Below are 17,326 nucleotides of genomic sequence, written 5' to 3'. Positions count from 1 at the left end.
GAGTTCTTCCCCCGATCGTGGCACAGGACTGCGGGGAGGGGGCGGAAGAACAGCGGTGGCGGTACCGGCGAGGCTTTCGCTTGACCTTGCCGCAGCGTCAGCGTTTCTACTGGCCGCATGCGTATCGGAGAGATCGCCGCGCTCGTGGGAGTCACGTCCCGGGCCGTCCGGCACTACCACCACATCGGCCTCCTGCCCGAGCCCGCCCGGCAGGCCAACGGCTATCGCGCGTACACCGTCCGTGATGCCGTGCTGCTGGCCCGCATCCGGCGGCTGACGGAGATCGGGCTCTCCCTGGACGAGGTGCGGGACGTGCTCGCCGACGATGCTGGGCGGGAGCTGGCCGAGGTGCTCGGGGAGCTGGACGCCGATCTGGCGCGGCAGCAGCGGGAGATCGGCGAGCGGCGGCAGCTTCTGGCCGCGCTGCTGGCGGCACCGCTCACCTCGGACGGGCCGCTCTCCCCCGCCCTCGCCGCGCTCCTGGAGCACGCGCCCGCCACCACGTCCCCGGCCGCCGCGAAGGACCGCGAGCATCTGGGGTTGCTGGACGCGGCGGGCGGCGGGGACGGGAGCGAGGTGTTCGCCGCGCTGCGGCCGCTGGCCGAGGACCCGGGCGCACTCGCACTGTACGACCGGCTCGACGAGCTGGCCGGGGCCGGGACGGACGATCCGCGTATCGCGCCGCTGGCGGCCGCGGTGGCGGCCGCCGTACCGGACGAGGTGCTGGCGGTGATCCCCGAGGGCGAGCCGTCGGGGACGGGGCTCGGGCGGGTGCTGCTCGACGACTACCCGCCCGCGCAGCGCGAGGTGGTGCGCCGGGTGATGGAGACACTGGCCGTACGGGTGCAGGGGAGCAGGCGGTGACGGCGGGGCTGCGGGTGGCGAGGGCCGTGGCGTGGTCGGTGCTGCCCGCCGAGCTGGTACTGGTCGTCTGCGTGGTGGCCGGGGTGCGGATTCCCGCCGCGGTCGTGCTGGGGGCCGAGGCCCTGGTGCTGGCCGTGCTCGTCCTGGACGCCCGGGTTCTGTGGCGGATGTACGCGTCCCGCCGGCGGGACGGGACCGTGCGGCGGGAGGCCCTGCGGTCCGCGGTGGGCGCTCTGGTGCCGGTGGCGTTGCGGCGGCTCGTGGTGCACGAGTTCCGGGCTCTGCACAGCCTCGGGCTGTGGGTCGTGCGCCGCCGCCACCGGGTTCCGGAGGGCGCGCTGCCCGTCCCGTACACCGAGCCCCAGACCGGGGTGATGTACACCTTCGCCTTCGTGTCCGTTCTGGAGACGGTGGTGCTGGCCCTGGTGATCCCCTGGCCGCTGGTCCACGCGATCCTGCTCGTGGTGGACGTGTACGGCGTGGTCGTGGTCTTCGCGATCCACGCGTCCTGCGTGACCCGGCCGCACCTGGTGGGGGCGGACGGTTCGCTGCGGCTGCGCTACGGTGCCCTGTTCGACCTCCGGGTGCCCGCATCCGTCATCGCCTCCGCCCGGGTGGACCGGCGCTTCCCGGGCGGGGGGCCGGTCCGGGTGGACGAGGGCGGGACGCTCGATCTGGCGGTGTGGTGCGGCCAGTCGATGCGCAGGGCCTGGGCGGAGCGCCGCAGCCGGGCGACGGCTCCGTCCGGGGCGATCGGCAGGGTGCGCAGGATGCCGGTGCCCGTGTCGGCCATGAGCCGCGCGGCGGCCATCCCGGTGAGCAGGGAGACCTGGGCGTTCCAGCCCTCGGCGGGGAGCGGGGCGCGGTAGGCGAGGCCGTAGGAGCCGTCCCGCTGGACGATCTCCTGCTCGGGGACGTCGAGCGAGATGCCGCCGCGGGCCAGCTCCTGTTCCTCGCGCAGCCGTCCGATGTCCCGGAGCAGGGCGAGGGGCCCTTCGGCGGTGCCCGCGTCGATCTGCCGCTGGACGCCCGCGTAGTCGAGTTTCGCACGGCTGCGGACCAGGGCCCGGCGTACGTCGGCGGCGACGGCCCGCCCGTCTCCGTCCAGGTCGATCCGCCACAGCGCGGCCGGGCGGGTCTCGCCGGGGAGGAGGCTGGCGGCGCCTTCGGACAGGACGGTGGGGTGGAGGGGGATCCGGTCGTCGGGGAAGTAGAGGGTGGTGACGCGGCGGTGGGCCTCCGCGTCGAGCGCGCCGCCCGGCCGGACGAACGCGGCGACGTCCGCGACGGCGTAGTGCACCCGGAAGCCACGGCGGCGGCGCTCCAGGTACATCGCCTGGTCGAGGTCCGTGGAGGCGGGCGGATCGATGGTGAGGAACGGCAGGTCCGTGGCGTCCTCGTGGGCCGACAGGTCCGGGGCGCGCGCCGCCTCCGCCGCCTCCGCGAGCACCCCGGGAGGGAAGGCTCCGGGCAGGTCGGGCTCGGTGCGCAGCGCCCGCAGGGCGGCCCCGAGCGAGCAGTCGGCTGCACCGGTCATACGCAGGTGGCGGCGGGGCATGGACCGAGCGTAGGCCGGGAGGGGGCGGGCGGCATCCGGGGCGCTCACGGTCCCGCGCGCGCAGGGGGCGTGCGCAGGGGGCGTGGCCAACGCCGTACGGGGACCGCCGCCCCGTCCCCGTACCCTTGCCGAGGACCCGGAGAGCCCGCACGCCGACCGGGTCCGCGCTTGCGCCGTACGTACGAAGGAGAACCGCCGTGCTCGTGCTGTTGCCGCCCTCCGAAGGAAAGGCCGCCTCGGGGCGCGGGGCTTCGCTGAAGCCGGAGTCGCTGTCACTGCCGGGGCTCGCCCCGGCCCGTGCGGCGGTGCTGGACGAGCTGGTCGAGCTGTGCCGGGCGGACGAGGAGAAGGCCAGTGAGGTGCTGGGGCTGAGCGTGGGGCTGCGGGGCGAGGTCGGCAAGAACACCGGGCTGCGCACCGTCGGGACCCGGCCGGCCGGGGAGCTGTACACCGGCGTGCTGTACGACGCCCTCGACCTGGCCTCGCTGGAGGCGGCGGCGCGGCGGCGGGCGGCGAAGTCGCTGCTGGTCTTCTCGGGGCTGTGGGGCGCGGTCCGGATCGGCGACCGGATTCCGCCGTACCGCTGCTCGATGGGGGTGAAGCTGCCCGGTCTCGGCGCGCTCGGCGCGTACTGGCGTACCCCGATGGAGACCGTGCTGCCCGAGGCCGCCGGGAACGGGCTCGTCCTGGACCTGCGGTCCTCCGCGTACGCGGCGGCGTGGAAGCCGACGGGCGAGGTGGCCTCACGTACGGCGAGTGTGCGGGTGCTGCACTCCCAGCTGGTGGGCGGGGTGGAGAAGCGGTCCGTGGTGAGCCACTTCAACAAGGCGACCAAGGGCCGTCTTGTGCGCGATCTGCTGCTGGCGGGTGCGCGGCCGAAGGGCCCGGCGGAGTTGGTGGAAGTGTTGCGGGACCTCGGGTACGTGGTCGAGGCCGGGGCCCCCGCGCGGGCCGGGCGGCCGTGGTCGCTGGACGTGGTGGTGACCGAGATCCACTGACCGTGCCGGGCCGGGCCGGGACAGCAACAAGTGCGTTGCATACTGCGCAACGCTCGTTGCAGACACTGCCTTGCTCGCGGCAGGATGGCCCCATGACCTCCTCTGCCACTCCCTCCGCCCCGTCCCACGCCTCCGTGCTGGATCTCGCACCCGTCGTCCCCGTCGTCGTCCTGCACGACGCCGCCGACGCGGTGCCGCTGGCGCGGGCCCTGGTGGCGGGCGGGCTCCCGGCGATCGAGGTGACGCTGCGGACGCCCGCCGCGCTGGAGTCGATCCGGGCCATGGCCGCCGAGGTCCCGGGCGCGGTGGTCGGCGCGGGCACGGTGATCTCGCCGCAGCACGTTCGCGACACCGTCGACGCCGGGGCACGGTTCCTGGTCAGCCCGGGGTGGACGGACGCGCTGCTGGAGGCGATGAAGGCGTCCGGGGTGCCGTTCCTGCCCGGTGTCTCGACCACCTCCGAGGTGGTGGCCCTGCTGGAACGCGGGGTGCGGGAGATGAAGTTCTTCCCGGCCGAGGCGGCGGGCGGCACGGCCTACCTCAAAGCCCTGTCCGCACCGCTCCCCCAGGCCCGGTTCTGCCCGACCGGCGGCATCTCGCTCGCCTCCGCGCCGTCGTACCTCGCGCTGCCCAACGTGGGCTGCGTGGGCGGCAGCTGGATGGTCCCGGGCGACGCGGTGGCGGCGAAGGACTGGGACCGGGTGGCCCGTCTGGCGGCCGAGGCCGCGACGCTCGCCCCGTAGTCCCGCGGGGACGCCGAAGCGCGGGGACGCTTTCGGCGCAGACACTCTGGCGCACCATCCGAGCGGCAGGGATTCCTCCTGCCGCCCCCTCCTGCCGCCCCCTGCCGCTAACGCAGGTGCGAGGTGTCGTTGAGCAGGCGTACGGAGGCGTTGCCGTCCCCGTAATAGGCGACCGTGGAGATCGAGGCCGCCGACAGCTCCATCCTGAACAGCGCCTCCGGCGGGGCCCCCAGGGCGAGCCGGACGAGCGTCTTGATCGGGGTCACATGGGTGACGAGCAGGACCGTGCGGCCCGCGTACCGGGCGACGATCCGGTCCCGGGCGGCCGCGACCCGCTCGGCGACCTCCGCGAAGCTCTCGCCGCCGCCGGTCGGGGCGGTGTCGGGGGAGGCCAGCCAGGAGGTGAGGTCGTCCCCGTACCGCTCCCGCACCTCCCCGAAGGTCAGGCCCTCCCACGCGCCGAAGTCCGTCTCGCGGAGGCCCTCGTCGATCCGGACGTCGAGGCCGAGGCGGCCGGCCACGGCCGCGGCGGTCTCGCGGCAGCGGCGCAGCGGGGAGCTGACGATCTCCTGGACGGTACCCGGGGCGGCGAAGTGCTCGGCGGCCCGGGCGGCCTGGTCACGGCCGGTGGCGGAGAGCTCGGGGTCGGTACCGCCGCTGCCGGAGAACCGCTTCTCGGGGGTGAGGGCGGTCTCGCCGTGCCGGAGCAGGATGAACGTGGCGGGCGCACCGAGGTCGGGGGCCGGACCCCAGCCGACCTGCGGGGCTCCGGCGGCATCGGGACGGACCCCGGCCGACTCCGGCACGGATCCAGCCGTCTCGGGCACGGGGAAGAGCGTGTCGGCCGCCGGGGCGGCCGCGCCGCGCGCGGCCGCGAGGGCCGCACGGGCCTTGGCGGCACCCGCGACGTGGTCACCGGGCGTGCCCTGGACCGGCGGCGGGGTGCTCACGGTGCGTGCCGGGGCGTCGAGCGCGGCCGTGGAGGCGGACGCCTCCCACTGCCTGCCGTCGCGGCCCGCGTCCATCGCCTCGTTGGCGAGCCGGTCCGCGTGCTTGTTCTGCGCACGCGGGATCCACTCGTACGTCACCGAGGACGGCGGCAGGACCGCGGCGGCACGGGCCGCCAGCGGCTTCATGTCGGGGTGCTTGATCTTCCAGCGCCCCGACATCTGCTCGACGACCAGCTTGGAGTCCATCCGGACGTGGACGCGCAACGCGTCCCCCGCGTCCGGGAACAGCGCCTTCGCGGCCGTCAGACCGGCGATCAGGCCCCGGTACTCGGCGACGTTGTTCGTCGCGACGCCGATGTACTCGGCGGCCTCGGCGAGGGGCTCGCCGGTGGCCGGGTCGATGACGACCGCGCCGTAACCGGCGGGCCCCGGGTTGCCCCGGGAGCCGCCGTCGGCCTCGACCACCACCTGGCGGGCAACGCTCATTACAGGCCCGAATCCGAGGTGCGGACCAGGATGCGGTGGCAGTTCTCGCAGCGCAGGACCGTCTCGGGGGACGCGGCGCGCACGTCGCCCACCTCGGCCATGTTCAGCTCCAGCCGGCAGCCCTCGCAGCGGCGCTGGTAGAGCCGGGCGGCGCCGACCCCGCCCTGCTGGGCGCGGAGCTTGTCGTACAGCTTCAGCAGGTCGGCGGGGATGACCTCGGCGACGACCTGGCGGTCCTTGGTCACCGTGGCGGCCTCGGCGTCCAGCTCCGCGGTCGCGGCGTCGCGGCGGGCGGTGGCGTCGTCGACCTTGGCCTGGACGGCGGCGACCCGCTCGGTCAGCTCGGCGACCCGCTCCTGGGCACCCTCGCGGCGCTCCATGATCTCCAGGACGACGTCCTCCAGGTCACCCTGGCGCTTGGCGAGCGAGACGATCTCGCGCTGGAGGCTCTCCAGGTCCTTGGGCGAGGAGACCGCGCCGGAGTCCAGGCGCTGCTGGTCGCGGACGGCGCGCTGACGCACCTGGTCGACGTCCTGCTCGGCCTTGGTCTGCTCGCGGGTGGTGTCGCTCTCCTCGGTGGTGGAGGCGACCAGCAGGTCACGCAGCTGGGCGAGGTCGCGGCTGAGCTGCTCGATCTCGGCGTGCTCCGGCAGCGAGGTGCGCCGGTGGGAGAGCTGGGCGAGACGGAGGTCGAGGGCCTGGACGTCGAGAAGTCGGATCTGGTCGGCGGGCGCGGCGTTCAGTTGGGGGCTCCAGAGGAATGGTGGGTGGTCCAGGGGTCGGTGACCTGCTTCGAGACATGGACCCGCAGGTCCCATCCGTGGCGGTCGGAAAGCGCGTCGAGCTGGGCGGCCGCCTGCTCGCACCAGGGCCATTCGGTGGCCCAGTGCGCGGCGTCGACGAGGCCGAGCGGCGAGTGCTGCACGGCCTCGGACGCCGGGTGGTGGCGCAGGTCGGCGGTGAGGAAGGCGTCGACTCCCGCCGCGCGCACGGCCTCGAAGAGGCTGTCGCCGGAGCCGCCGCTGACGGCGACGGTGCGCACGAGCGCCTCCGGGTCGCCGGCCGTCCGGATGCCCTGCGCGGTGGCGGGGAGCCGGGCCGCGGCCCGGGCGGCGAAGTCGGCCAGGGTCTCGGGGTGGTCGAGCTCGCAGATCCGGCCGAGCCCGCGCCGGCCCTCGGGGTCGGTGGGGTCCGGCACGAGGGGGCCGGTGATCCGCAGGTCGAGGGCGCCGGCCAGGGCGTCGGAGACGCCGGGGTCGGCGGTGTCGGCGTTGGTGTGCGCGACGTGGAGCGCGATGCCGTGCTTGATGAGGGTGTGGACGACCCGGCCCTTGAAGGTGTCGGCGGCGACCGTCGTCGTCCCGCGCAGATAGAGCGGGTGGTGGGTGACGATCAGCTGGGCGCCGAGCTCCAGGGCCTCGTCGGCGATCTCGCGGACCGGGTCGACGGCGAACAGCACCCGGTCGATCTCCGCGTCCGGATCGCCGCAGACCGTCCCGACCGCGTCCCATCCCTCGGCCCGCTCGGGGGGCCAGAGGGCGTCGAGGGCGGCGATGACTTCAGACAGACGGGGCACGGGGGAAAGGCTACCTGTCCGGCGGTGTCCGCCGCCCCTGGCCACCGGACCTGTACGTCAGGACCGGCGGCCAGGCACGAATCGTTACTTCTGGCCGCTTCACCGGGCCGGCGGAGTCCGGCTGCCTCACCGGTCCGCCGACTCCGGCTACTTCACCAGGTCCGCCCGGAGGTCGTCGAGGACCAGGCCGGCCGAGGTGACGCCGAGGCCCAGGTACCAGGTCTCGTCGGAGACGTCCTTCGCCCGGCCCTCCTTGACGGCCTTCAGGTTCTTCCACAGCGGATTGGACCGGGCGGTGTCGCGCTGGGTGGCCTTCGCGTCGCCGTAGACGCCGGTGAAGATCCAGTCGGCGTCCGCCTCGTCGATCCTCTCCGGGCTGATCTCGGCGGCGAGGTCGTTGATCTGCTGGTTCTCGGGACGCGGCAGGCCGACGTCCTCAAGGATCGTGCCGATGAACGAGGCCTTGGCGTAGAGCCGGAGGCGGTCGGGCAGGTAGCGGACCATCGAGACGGTCGGCTTGTCGGGGCCGATGTCCTCGCCGAGCGCGACCGCCTTCGCCTCGTACGCGGTGAGATTCGCCTCGGCCTGCTTCGTGCGGTCCAGCGCCTGGGCGTTGAGGAGGTAGTTCTCCTTCCAGGTGAAGCCCGGGCGGATGGAGAACACGGTGGGGGCGATCTTGGACAGCTCGTCGTACTTGTCCGCGGCGCGGAGCTGGCTGCCGAGGATCAGGTCCGGCTGGAGGCCCGCGATGGCTTCGAGGTTGAGGCTGTTGATCGTGCCGACGCTCTTCGGCTCGCCCGCGTCCTTCTTCAGGTACGAGGGGATGGCCGCGTCGCCCTCGCTGGGGGCGTAGCCGACCGGCTTCAGGCCCAGCGAAACGACGTTGTCGAACTCACCGACGTCCAGCACGACCACGCGCTCGGGCGCGGCCTTGATCTCGGTCCTGCCCATGGCGTGGGTGACCGTACGGGGGAACTCGCCGACTGCGGCGTCGGTGCCGTACGCCGCCGTCTTCTTCGCCGCGTCCGCGAAGTCCTTTCCGCCCGTGGCGACGGCGGCCTTCTTGCCGCCGCCCGCGTCGGACTTCGCCGCGTCCGCGTCCCCGCCCCCGCAGGCCGACAGAGAAAGGGCGGCCGCCACGGCCAGGGCGACTGCGGCGGTACCGCGGGGTCGGAGGGACATCGCTTGCTCCAGTTGTCCACATACGTGCAAGGGGCACGCGTACTCGGTTAGGGCTGCCTCACCATAAACACGGCCGCCCCCGACAGCACACTCACCCCTGCCACCTCAGGAGAATCCGGGCATCGCCACCCTTATGTGTGAAGTGCGGTGGCTCGTGCTGTTCGGCTGGAAGTGCGAAAACTAGCTTTCGTAGCCGGAGGTGACGAGTCCATGACTGCCTGTGCCATCGAGGACGGAACCGCCGGGGCCGCCACGACGGCGGACCCCGAAGCGGAACCCGGAGCAGAACCCGACCCGGAAGAGTCCGGCGGGCCCGGAAAGCCCACCGGGACGGACGGCTACGCCCTGCCCGGACCCACCGCGGACGAGGAACCGGAAGCATCGTCCGCCGCGAGCGGCGCCACGGCGCCGGCCGACGACGCGCCGCTTCCCGGCGGCTTCACGCTCACCGCGGACGGGGCGTACGCCGCCCGGCTCACCGCGGCTCCCGGCCCGCCGGGCGAGCGCGCCTGGTATCCGGAGCGGTGGACGCTGGACGGGCCCGAGCCGTACGCGGTGCCCCTCCCCCTCCACCAGCCCGAGGAGCCGGACGCCCAGGTGGCGCCGCTGGCCGACGGACGGGTACTGATCCGGCGGCGGGTGGCGGACCGGCAGATGTTCTCGCTGCTCTACCCGACCGGGCCCCGGACCGGCGAGCTCCCCCTGGGCGCGGTCGAGTGCGCGGAGATGACCCTGCTGCCTCCGTCGCCGGACGGCCGGTGCGTGTACGCCCTGTCGGCGGGCGAGCACGACTCGTCGCTCTGGCTGGTGGCGGGCGGAGCGTTCGGACCCGAGGAGGTCGCACGGATCCCCGGGCGCTGCTCGGGCGGGGTGTGGCTGGACCGGGCGGGCCGGCTACTGGCGCTGGACCGGCAGGCGCCGGGCGGCGGACCGGTCAAGGCGGTCGCCGTCGACCTGGGGCGGGGGGCCGAGGTGACGCCGCTGCTCCAGATCGCGCCGGGAAGCAATGACCGGCTGCTGCTCGCGGACGCCGACAGCGGGCTGCTGCTGCTCCGCTCCGACGCGCCGGGCCACGACCGGCTCGGCTGGGGGGTGCTGGGGAGCTGCCTGCCGGTCAGATTCCCGGAGTGCCTGCGCCTCGCGGACGTGGCGGTGACACCGTTCGCCGTACAGCCGGGCCAGATGCTGATGCCGGAGAGTTGTGCGGTGGCGCTGCGGATCGACGGGGCGGCGGGCAGCTGGCTGGGCGTCTGGCGTCCGGCGGGCCGGCGGCTGCACCAGTTCGCGGCCCCGCCGGGCTGGGCGCCGGGGGCCGGGTACTGGAGCCGGGACGGGGTGCTGCGCCTCCCGTACGCGAACGGAACGACGCCCTGCGGCGTGGCGCGGCTGGACGCCCCGGAGGACGTGGAACCCTGCTCCGCGACCGGCCCCACGCATGGCGGCGAGAGCGGAAGGGAACCGTGCGCAGCCGTCGCCGCTCCTGCTGCGTGTAAGCCCGTTCCGTTGGGGCAGGCGCCTCTGCACCGAGCCGCTCGCTCCGACCGGTCGGTCTAAGCTTGAACCCTGGGCTACGCGACCGTACCGCGCGGGTACCGACGGTAACCGCGTCGAATGGCGGTGGCGGGGCTTGCGACACACGTAGGTGCGACACAGGTAAGCGATCACAACGGGGTGACTTCCCACATGTCCGAAGCCCGAACCGACACGATCCAGCAGCGCCCGACGGGGGCGTACGAGGAGTCCGGAACCGGTGGTTCCGGAAAGCACCGAGGGGGTGCGTCGGCGGAGAACACGTCGGTGCAGCCGCACGGCCGCCACCGCCGGCCGGCCGAAGGGGGATCCAGGGCGGCCTGAGCCGCGCAGCAGGCGAACAGGGGAGGGCCCGGACCGTTGGAACCCAAGCGGCGGACAGCCGGTCCGGGCCCTCCGGCGTGCGGCACTCCCCCGCTTCTGTCCCTTCTGCCGCTTCTGCCCGCTACTACCGCTACTGCCGCTTCAGACCGAGGACTTCGGCGGCGGCGAAGGTCTCGTTCGCGGGCCGGCCCGCGTAGTACGGGGTGAGCAGCCCGTCCAGCTCGGCGAAGGTGAACGTCTCCTTCGCCGCGTCGAACCGGGCGGCCACCCGGGGCCGTTCGACGACGGCGACCATGCCCCCGTGGACGACGAGCAGCTGGCCGTTGACCCCGGCCGCCGCCGGTGAGGCGAGATAGCCGACGAGCGGGGAGACGTGCTCGGGCGCCAGCGGGTCGAGGGTTCCGTCCGCCGGCTCCTGGAAGCCCGCGAACACGTCCTCGGTCATCCGGGTCCGGGCGCGCGGGCAGATGGCGTTGGCGGTGACGCCGTACTTGGCGAGGGCCAGCGCGGTGGAGGTGGTGAGACCGACGATGCCGCCCTTGGCCGCCGCGTAGTTGGGCTGGCCCGCCGAGCCCGCGAGGAACGCCTCGGACGAGGTGTTGACGATCCGTCCGTAGACCGGGCCGCCGCTCTCCTTGGAGCGGGCGCGCCAGTGGGCGGCGGCGAAGCGGGTGGTGTTGAAGTGGCCCTTGAGGTGGACGCGGACGACCGAGTCCCATTCCTCCTCGGTCATCGAGAAGACCATCCGGTCGCGCAGGATACCCGCGTTGTTGACCAGGATGTCGAGCCGGCCGTAGGTGGTGACGGCCAACTCGACGAGGGCGCGCGCCTGTTCGTGATCGGAGACGTCACCGAGGTGGGCGACGGCCCGGCCGCCGGCCGCCCGGATCTCGGCGGCGACCTCCTCGGCGGGGGCGGCGGACGCCTCGCCGGAGCCGTCGCGGCCGGCCTGCCCGTAGTCGTTGACGACGACGGCCGCGCCCAGGCGGGCAAGTTCGAGTGCTTCGGCCCGGCCGAGGCCGCGGCCCGCGCCGGTGACGATGGCGGCCAGCCCGTCCAGCGGGAGGGGAAGTGACATGGCGTTCCTCAACGTCGGTGGTCAGGTGCTCAGGTACGGCCGCTCCGGTAGGAGTGCTCGGCGGGAGTGCTCGGGTACGGGGTTCAGAGCTCGATGCAGGTACGCAGCGACTCACCCGTGCGCATCTGGTCCAGGGCGTCGTTGACCCCGTCCAACCGGACCCGGTGGGTGATCATCGACTCCAGGTCGATACGGCCCGCCCGCCAGAGCGCGATGGCCCTCTCGTAGGAGCGCAGGACGTCCCCTCCCCCGTACATGGAGGGCAGGATCCGCTTCTCGTCGAAGAACAGCTCGAACATGTTGACCTGGAAGTTGTCGTCCATGGCCCCGGCCCCGACGACGCACAGGGTGCCGCCGCGGCGGGTGTTCTCGTAGGCGGTGCGGGCGGTGGCGGACTTGCCGACGACCTCGAAGACGTAGTCGAAGCCCTCGCCGCCGGTGACGCGCTGCTTTGCGTCGGCCAGCCCGTCGGGGGCGACGGCCTCGGTGGCGCCGAAGCGGAGGGCGGCCTCGCGGCGGGAGGCGACCGGGTCGACGGCGATGATCTGGGCCGCGCCCTGGACCCGGGCGCCCTGGATCGTGGAGATGCCTACGCCGCCGCATCCGATCACGGCGACCGACGAACCGGGCTCCACCTTCGCCGTGTTGATGGCCGCGCCGAGGCCGGTGGTGACCCCGCAGCCGATCAGGGCGGCGATCTCGAACGGTACGTCGTCGGGGATCGGCACCGCGCAGCCCGCGCCGACGACGACCTCCTCGGTGAAGGTGCCGGTGCCCGCGAAGCCGAAGACGTCGCCGCCGGGGCGCTTGAAGTTCGGGGTGCCCGCGTTCATGAAGCCGGCGAGGCACAGCTGGGTCTGGCCGCGTTTGCAGGACGGACAGGCGCCGCAGGCGGGCAGCCAGCAGACGAGGACCCGGTCGCCGGCGCTCAGCCCGGTCACCCCGTCGCCGATGTCGACGACCTCTCCCGCACCCTCGTGGCCGGGGATGAACGGGGCGGGCTGTGGGAGTACGCCGCTCATCGCGGAGACGTCGGAGTGACAGAGGCCGGTGGCGCGAATGCGGAGCCTGACCTTCCCAGGTCCGAAACCCACCGCCTCTACGTCGTCGAGGACTTCGAGTTTCTCCTGGCCTATCTCGTGCAGTACGGCTGCGCGCATGGGTACGGCTCCCCTCAAATCGCCATCTTCATGGTGGTGTCGGTGTGTTCAGGAGTGTTCGACGAGCGTGTCGGCGAGTACCGGCGCGTCGTCCCGCTCGGCGGCGGTGACCGCCACCCCGACGCGGCCACCCCCGGTCCACATCCGGATGCGGAGGGTCTCGCCGGGGAAGACCACGCCGGCGAAACGGGTGCGGTAGGCGGTGATCCGGGAGACGTCGCCGTCCAGCAGGGTGTCGGCGACGGCCTTCAGGGTCATGCCGTACGTGCACAGCCCGTGCAGGATCGGCCGGTCGAAGCCGGCCAGCTCGGCGAAGGCGGGGTCGGCGTGGAGCGGGTTCCAGTCGCCCGAGAGGCGGTAGAGCAGCGCCTGGTCCTCGCGGACCGTCCGCTCGACCGTGCGGTCGGGGGTCCGCTCCGGCGGGGCGAGCCGGTCGGAGGGGCCGCGTTCGCCGCCGAAGCCGCCCTCGCCGCGCACGAAGATCTGGGCGTCGTTGGTCCACAGCGGCCCGTCGTCGTCGCCCGCCTCGGTACGCAGCACGATGACGGCGGCCTTGCCCTTGTCGTACACCGCCGCGACCTTCGAGGTCTGCACGGCGCGGCCGGTCACCGGGATCGGGCGGTGGACACGTACAGACTGCCCGCCGTGCAGGACGGCGGCGAGGTCCACGTCGATCCCCTGCGCGCCCATACCGCCGAGGGCGGCCGTTCCCGCGCCCGCGACGGTGGCGAAGCTCGGCAGCACCTGGAGCCGGGACTCCAGGGTGTAGCGCAGTTCGCCTGGGTCGGTGGCGGGGCTGCCCGCGCCGAGACCCAGGTGGTAGAGCTGAACGTCCTTGTGGTTCCAGCCGATCTCGGCTCGGCGGGGTTCGGCGGCGAGCGCCGCCCGGGCATCAATGGGCATGACGGAGCAGCTCCTTGATGGTCCTTCGTTGGTCCTTGATGGCGGGAAGACCTCGGCACGGCCGTCCGCACCGTCGGCCGCACCGAGGCCGTGCGGTGACCGGCAGGGCACGCCCCTTCTAGAACGCGTTCTAGCCGATGGCCCATGTATAACGCAGGCCACGGAAGTTGGGAAGACTGCTGACGTTCCGTCAGATCGATGCTGTCCTCGGGCTACACCGTGCGACGGGGCGAGCTCCGCGGCCCACGGTGGTTGGGCAGCCAGATCAGCATCACGATCACCCCGGCCAGCAGCACCCCGCTCGCCGTACGGAAGGCCAGCGCGTATCCGGCGGTGACCTCGGCCGCGTCGCCGGAGCCCGCGGTGCGCGCGGCGGCGACCGTGGAGAGCACCGCGAGGCCCAGCGCACCGCCCATGGTGCGGGAGGTGTTGACCAGGCCCGAGACGAGTCCGGCGTCGCCCGGGTCCGCGCCGGAGGTGGCGAGGGTGGCGAGCGGGGTGGAGGCGAGCCCGGCCCCGGCCATCATCAGGACGCCGGGGAGCATGACCGCGGTGAGGTAGGAGCCCTCCACGCCCATCGTGGACTGCCAGCCGAAGCCCGCGGCGGTGATCAGGACCCCGGTGACGGCGAGGCTCTTCGCCCCGGTGCGCACCATGAGGCGGGGGGCCAGTTTGGAGCCGAGGATGACGGCGACCGAGGTCGGCAGCAGCGCGAGACCGGCCTCCAACGGCGTGTAGCCCAGGACGTTCTGGGCGTACACGGTCATGAAGTACCACATGGAGAAGGTCGCCGACCCCATGAGCAGCATCGACACGTTGGCCGATGACACCGCCCGTACGGAGAACACGCGCAGCGGGATCAGCGGTACGGCGGTCCGCGCCTCGACCAGCACGAAGGCGGCCAGCAGCGCGACCCCGGAGAGCAGCGGCACGAGGGTGGCGGCGGCCGCCCAGCCCTCGGCCTCGGTCTGGACGACGCCGTACGCGACGGCTGCGAGGCCCGCGGTGACGAGGACCGCGCCCAGCAGGTCGATGCGGCGGCGGTCGCCCGCGCGGCCCTCGGTGATCCGCAGGGCGGCGGCGATCAGGACGAGGGCACCGATGGGCACGTTGATCAGGAGGACCCAGCGCCAGGAGAGGGCATCGGTGAGGGCCCCGCCGATGAGCCCGCCGGCCGCGCCGCCGCCCGCGCCGACCGCCATCCAGGTGCCGATCGCCTTCGTCCGGGCCGGACCCTCGGGTACGGCCGCGGTGAGGATGGTGAGGGTGGCGGGAGCGAGGACGGCGGCCCCGAGGCCCTGGACGGCACGGGCGGCGAGGAGCTGCCAGCCCTCCTGGGCGAGGCCGCCCGCGAGGGAGGCGGCGGTGAAGACACCGAGCCCGACGAGGAACATCAGCTTGCGCCCGTAGATGTCGGCGGCCCGCCCGCCCAGGAGCATGAACCCGGCGAAGGCGATCGAGTACGCGTTGACGACCCACTGGAGGCCCCCCGCGCTCAGCCCCAGGTCGGCCCGCATGGAGGGCAGCGCCACGTTGACGACGGAGACGTCGAGGACGACGAGGAACTGGCCGGTGCAGGCGGCGAGCACGACGGCCCAGGTACTGGGCCGTATTCGGGAGGCGGCGGGCGGGGCGGAGACGGGCACGGAGACGTCGGGCATGAAGGTCATGGTCCCAGGCGGCGACCGACCCGTACATCGGGTATCGGATCCAGGTCCGGGGCCGGGGGTCGCCGGTCGCAGGTCCCAGGTCCCAGGTCCCAGGTGTATTGACCACGCCGGGCTCGCGCCCCGGGCGCCTCAGCCGCGCCGCAGCAGCGTGACCACCGCCGCCCCGCCGAGGCCGATGTTGTGGGCGAGCGCGGTCCGTGCGCCGGGGACCTGGCGGGCTCCGGCCTCGCCGCGGAGTTGCCAGGTCAGCTCGGCGGCCTGGGCGATGCCGGTGGCGCCCAGGGGATGGCCCTTGGAGATCAGCCCGCCGGACGGGTTCACGACCCACCGCCCGCCGTAGGTGGTCGCCCCGGACTCGACGAGCCTGCCGGACTCCCCCTCGCCGCACAGGCCCAGCGCCTCGTAGGTGAGGAGCTCGTTGACGGAGAAGCAGTCGTGCAGCTCGATGACGTCGAGATCGTCCGGGCCGAGGCCGGAGGCGGTGTAGACCTGCTGGGCGGCGGCCCGGGACATCGGGGCGCCGACCGCGTCGATACAGCTGCCGGAGGCGAAGGATGCCTCGGTGTCGGTCGTCATGCCCTGGGCGGCGATCTCCACGGCCCGCTCCCCCAGGTCGTGCCGTTCGACGAACCGCTCGGAGACGACGACGGCGGCGGCCGCCCCGTCGGAGGTGGGCGAGCACTGGAGTCTGGTGAGGGGGCGGTGGACGGTACGGGCGGCGAGGATCTCCTCGACCGTGTACGGGTCCCGGAACTGGGCGTACGGGTTGTTCATGGAGTGGCGGTGGTTCTTGGCCCCGACCGCCGCGAGCTGCGCGGGCGTCGTGCCGTACCGGTCCATGTGCTCGCGGGCCGCGTTGCCGAAGATCTGGGCGGTGGGCGGGGACATCTCGAAGCCGTGGCCGGCGGCCATGATCCCGTAGTGCCGGGCGACGGGCGAGGTCGCGAAGTCGCCACCGCCGTCCGTGCCGCCGCCCAGCGGGCCGCGGGCCATCTTCTCGAAGCCGACGGCGAGGACGCAGTCGCTGCCGCCGCCCTCGACGAACTGCCGGGCCAGCATCAGCGCGGTGGAGCCGGTGGCACAGTTGTTGTTGACGTTGTAGACGGGGACCCCGGTCAGCCCCAGTTCGTAGACGGCCCGTTGTCCGGCGGTGGAGGCCTGGAAGCAGTAGCCGACGGGGACCTGCTCGACGTGGTCGTAGCGGATCCCGGCGTCCTCCAGTGCGGCGGCGCCCGCCTCACGGACCATGTCCCAGTACTGCCAGTCGCGGGTCTCGGGCTTCTCGAACTTCGTCATGCCGACGCCGACGATGTAGGCCTTCATCTTCCGACTCCTCTTGTTCTTCTGTTCTTCTGTTCTTCTGCGGTCAGTCCCGGGGGAGGCCGAGGATCCGTTCGGCGACGACGTTGAGCTGGATCTGGGTGGTGCCGCCGGCGATGGTCAGGCAGCGGGACATCAGGAAGCCGTGCAGGGCCTGTTCGCCCGCCTCCGGTTCGTCCACCGCACCGTCCGGGCCGAGGAGTTCGAGGGTGAGTTCGGCGACCTTCTGCTGGTGGACGGTCTGGACGAGCTTGCGTACGGAGGCCCAGGCGCCGGGTTCGCGGCCGGAGACCTGCTGGAGGGTGGTGCGCAGGCCGACGCAGGCGAGCGCGTGGGCCTCGGCGGCGAGCGCGCCGATCCGGGTGCGGGTCGTGTCGTCCAGCCCGGCCGAGCGGGCGATCAGGGCTTCGAGTCCGCTGTCGAAGGTCATCTGGTCGGCCATGTGGACGCGTTCGTTGCCGAGGGTGTTGCGGGCGACCCGCCAGCCGCCGCCGACCTCGCCGACGACGGCGTCGGCGGGCAGCAGGACGTCGTCGAAGCGGACCTCGTTGAAGAGGGCCTCGCCGGTGATCTCCTTCAGCGGACGGATGTCGATGCCCCGGGCCCTCTTCATGTCGACCAGGAAGTAGGTGAGCCCGCGGTGCTTGGGCACGTCCGGGTCGGTGCGGGCGAGCAGGATGCCGTGGTCGGCGGTGCGGGCGGCGCTCGTCCAGACCTTCTGCCCGGTGATCCGCCACCCCTCGTCGGTCCGTACGGCGCGGGTGCGCAGCGCGGCCAGGTCGGAGCCGGCGTCGGGTTCGGAGAAGAGCTGGCACCACTGGAGGTCGCCGCGCAGGGTCGCGGGCAGATAGCGCTCGCGCTGCTCCTCGGTGCCGTACGCGATGAGGGACGGCACCACCCAGGTGGCGATGGAGAGATCGCTGAGCCGGATGCCCTGCTCTCTCGACTCCTGCTGGATCGCCAGCTGTTGTACGGGACCCGCGC

The 17,326-nt window shown here is 73.4% G+C and carries 15 protein-coding genes and 1 pseudogene; 5 read left to right on the top strand and 11 right to left on the bottom strand.

The window, feature by feature from the left end; translation table 11 throughout:
• The first annotated feature begins 117 nt into the window (after window positions 1-117).
• Both B9S58_RS04965 and B9S58_RS04960 read left to right on the top strand, forming a co-directional pair.
• A complete protein-coding gene (locus B9S58_RS04965; protein WP_103530911.1) occupies window positions 118-864 on the top strand; it encodes a MerR family transcriptional regulator in 747 nt (248 codons plus the stop codon).
• Window positions 861-1,733, top strand: coding sequence for a hypothetical protein (locus tag B9S58_RS04960; RefSeq protein ID WP_258044188.1), 873 nt, complete (start codon window positions 861-863; stop codon window positions 1,731-1,733). The genes B9S58_RS04965 and B9S58_RS04960 overlap by 4 nt, the downstream gene beginning before the upstream one ends.
• Here B9S58_RS04960 and B9S58_RS04955 read toward each other — a convergent pair.
• Window positions 1,643-2,401, bottom strand: a pseudogene (locus tag B9S58_RS04955) (RNB domain-containing ribonuclease); the annotation flags it as partial. The gene B9S58_RS04960 and the pseudogene B9S58_RS04955 sit on opposite strands and share 91 nt — an antisense overlap.
• Before the next feature lie 218 nt (window positions 2,402-2,619).
• Here B9S58_RS04955 and yaaA point away from each other — a divergent pair.
• Both yaaA and eda read left to right on the top strand, forming a co-directional pair.
• Window positions 2,620-3,420 (top strand): peroxide stress protein YaaA, encoded by an 801-nt coding sequence (gene yaaA, locus B9S58_RS04950; RefSeq protein ID WP_103530910.1) that lies wholly within the window; start codon window positions 2,620-2,622, stop codon window positions 3,418-3,420.
• 92 nt (window positions 3,421-3,512) lie between these two features.
• Window positions 3,513-4,163 carry a bifunctional 4-hydroxy-2-oxoglutarate aldolase/2-dehydro-3-deoxy-phosphogluconate aldolase gene (gene eda / locus B9S58_RS04945; protein WP_103530909.1) on the top strand — a complete coding sequence of 217 codons (651 nt, stop codon included), beginning with the start codon at window positions 3,513-3,515 and terminating at the stop codon, window positions 4,161-4,163.
• Window positions 4,164-4,270: 107 nt separating this feature from the next.
• Here eda and B9S58_RS04940 read toward each other — a convergent pair whose 3' ends face one another.
• The 4 genes from B9S58_RS04940 to B9S58_RS04925 all read right to left on the bottom strand — a co-directional run bounded on the left by B9S58_RS04940 (window position 4,271) and on the right by B9S58_RS04925 (window position 8,357).
• Entirely contained in the window at window positions 4,271-5,599 is a 1,329-nt protein-coding gene (locus tag B9S58_RS04940) for a bifunctional RNase H/acid phosphatase (protein WP_103530908.1), read from the bottom strand.
• Complete coding sequence (locus B9S58_RS04935; RefSeq protein ID WP_181009190.1) at window positions 5,599-6,342, bottom strand: zinc ribbon domain-containing protein; 744 nt, start codon at window positions 6,340-6,342, stop codon at window positions 5,599-5,601. Before B9S58_RS04935 ends, B9S58_RS04940 begins: the two co-directional genes overlap by 1 nt.
• Window positions 6,339-7,175, bottom strand: coding sequence for a Nif3-like dinuclear metal center hexameric protein (locus B9S58_RS04930; protein ID WP_103530906.1), 837 nt, complete (start codon window positions 7,173-7,175; stop codon window positions 6,339-6,341). The genes B9S58_RS04935 and B9S58_RS04930 overlap by 4 nt, the downstream gene beginning before the upstream one ends.
• Window positions 7,176-7,322: 147 nt before the next feature.
• On the bottom strand, window positions 7,323-8,357 hold the full coding sequence (locus tag B9S58_RS04925) for an ABC transporter substrate-binding protein (protein ID WP_103530905.1): 1,035 nt from the start codon (window positions 8,355-8,357) through the stop codon (window positions 7,323-7,325).
• 210 nt (window positions 8,358-8,567) lie between these two features.
• Here B9S58_RS04925 and B9S58_RS04920 point away from each other — a divergent pair, with 210 nt between their 5' ends.
• Window positions 8,568-9,911 (top strand): hypothetical protein, encoded by a 1,344-nt coding sequence (locus B9S58_RS04920; RefSeq protein ID WP_103530904.1) that lies wholly within the window; start codon window positions 8,568-8,570, stop codon window positions 9,909-9,911.
• Between the two features lie 430 nt (window positions 9,912-10,341).
• On the opposite strand, the gene B9S58_RS04915 is transcribed toward B9S58_RS04920, so the two are convergent.
• The 6 genes from B9S58_RS04915 to B9S58_RS04890 all read right to left on the bottom strand — a co-directional run.
• A complete protein-coding gene (locus B9S58_RS04915; protein WP_103530903.1) occupies window positions 10,342-11,289 on the bottom strand; it encodes a 3-oxoacyl-ACP reductase in 948 nt (315 codons plus the stop codon).
• Window positions 11,290-11,372: 83 nt separating this feature from the next.
• On the bottom strand, window positions 11,373-12,449 hold the full coding sequence (locus B9S58_RS04910; protein ID WP_103530902.1) for a Zn-dependent alcohol dehydrogenase: 1,077 nt from the start codon (window positions 12,447-12,449) through the stop codon (window positions 11,373-11,375).
• A 48-nt stretch (window positions 12,450-12,497) separates the two neighbouring features.
• Window positions 12,498-13,352: a MaoC/PaaZ C-terminal domain-containing protein gene (locus tag B9S58_RS04905; protein ID WP_103530901.1), complete on the bottom strand. Its 855-nt coding sequence runs from the start codon at window positions 13,350-13,352 to the stop codon at window positions 12,498-12,500.
• Between the two features lie 212 nt (window positions 13,353-13,564).
• On the bottom strand, window positions 13,565-15,022 hold the full coding sequence (locus tag B9S58_RS04900; protein ID WP_103530900.1) for a DHA2 family efflux MFS transporter permease subunit: 1,458 nt from the start codon (window positions 15,020-15,022) through the stop codon (window positions 13,565-13,567).
• 129 nt (window positions 15,023-15,151) lie between these two features.
• Window positions 15,152-16,345, bottom strand: coding sequence for a lipid-transfer protein (locus B9S58_RS04895; RefSeq protein ID WP_103530899.1), 1,194 nt, complete (start codon window positions 16,343-16,345; stop codon window positions 15,152-15,154).
• 43 nt (window positions 16,346-16,388) lie between these two features.
• Window positions 16,389-17,326: acyl-CoA dehydrogenase family protein (locus B9S58_RS04890; protein ID WP_258044187.1), on the bottom strand; the 938-nt coding region annotated here is incomplete at its 5' end.

This window comes from Streptomyces sp. SM11 (assembly GCF_002910905.1).
Classification (GTDB): Bacteria; Actinomycetota; Actinomycetes; order Streptomycetales; family Streptomycetaceae; genus Streptomyces.
The sequence above is the reverse complement of the archived record's forward strand: the minus strand, read 5'-3'. Positions and strand labels throughout refer to the sequence as shown.

Bases quoted from the DNA above. Each gene is read 5' to 3' on its own strand.
- eda (WP_103530909.1), top strand. From the start codon at position 3,513: ATGACCTCCTCTGCCACTCCCTCCGCCCCGTCCCACGCCTCCGTGCTG.
- B9S58_RS04965 (WP_103530911.1), top strand. From the start codon at position 118: ATGCGTATCGGAGAGATCGCCGCGCTCGTGGGAGTCACGTCCCGGGCC.
- B9S58_RS04925 (WP_103530905.1), bottom strand. From the start codon at position 8,357: ATGTCCCTCCGACCCCGCGGTACCGCCGCAGTCGCCCTGGCCGTGGCG.
- B9S58_RS04905 (WP_103530901.1), bottom strand. From the start codon at position 13,352: ATGCCCATTGATGCCCGGGCGGCGCTCGCCGCCGAACCCCGCCGAGCC.
- B9S58_RS04895 (WP_103530899.1), bottom strand. From the start codon at position 16,345: ATGAAGGCCTACATCGTCGGCGTCGGCATGACGAAGTTCGAGAAGCCC.
- B9S58_RS04900 (WP_103530900.1), bottom strand. From the start codon at position 15,022: ATGACCTTCATGCCCGACGTCTCCGTGCCCGTCTCCGCCCCGCCCGCC.
- B9S58_RS04910 (WP_103530902.1), bottom strand. From the start codon at position 12,449: ATGCGCGCAGCCGTACTGCACGAGATAGGCCAGGAGAAACTCGAAGTC.
- B9S58_RS04940 (WP_103530908.1), bottom strand. From the start codon at position 5,599: ATGAGCGTTGCCCGCCAGGTGGTGGTCGAGGCCGACGGCGGCTCCCGG.
- B9S58_RS04920 (WP_103530904.1), top strand. From the start codon at position 8,568: ATGACTGCCTGTGCCATCGAGGACGGAACCGCCGGGGCCGCCACGACG.
- B9S58_RS04915 (WP_103530903.1), bottom strand. From the start codon at position 11,289: ATGTCACTTCCCCTCCCGCTGGACGGGCTGGCCGCCATCGTCACCGGC.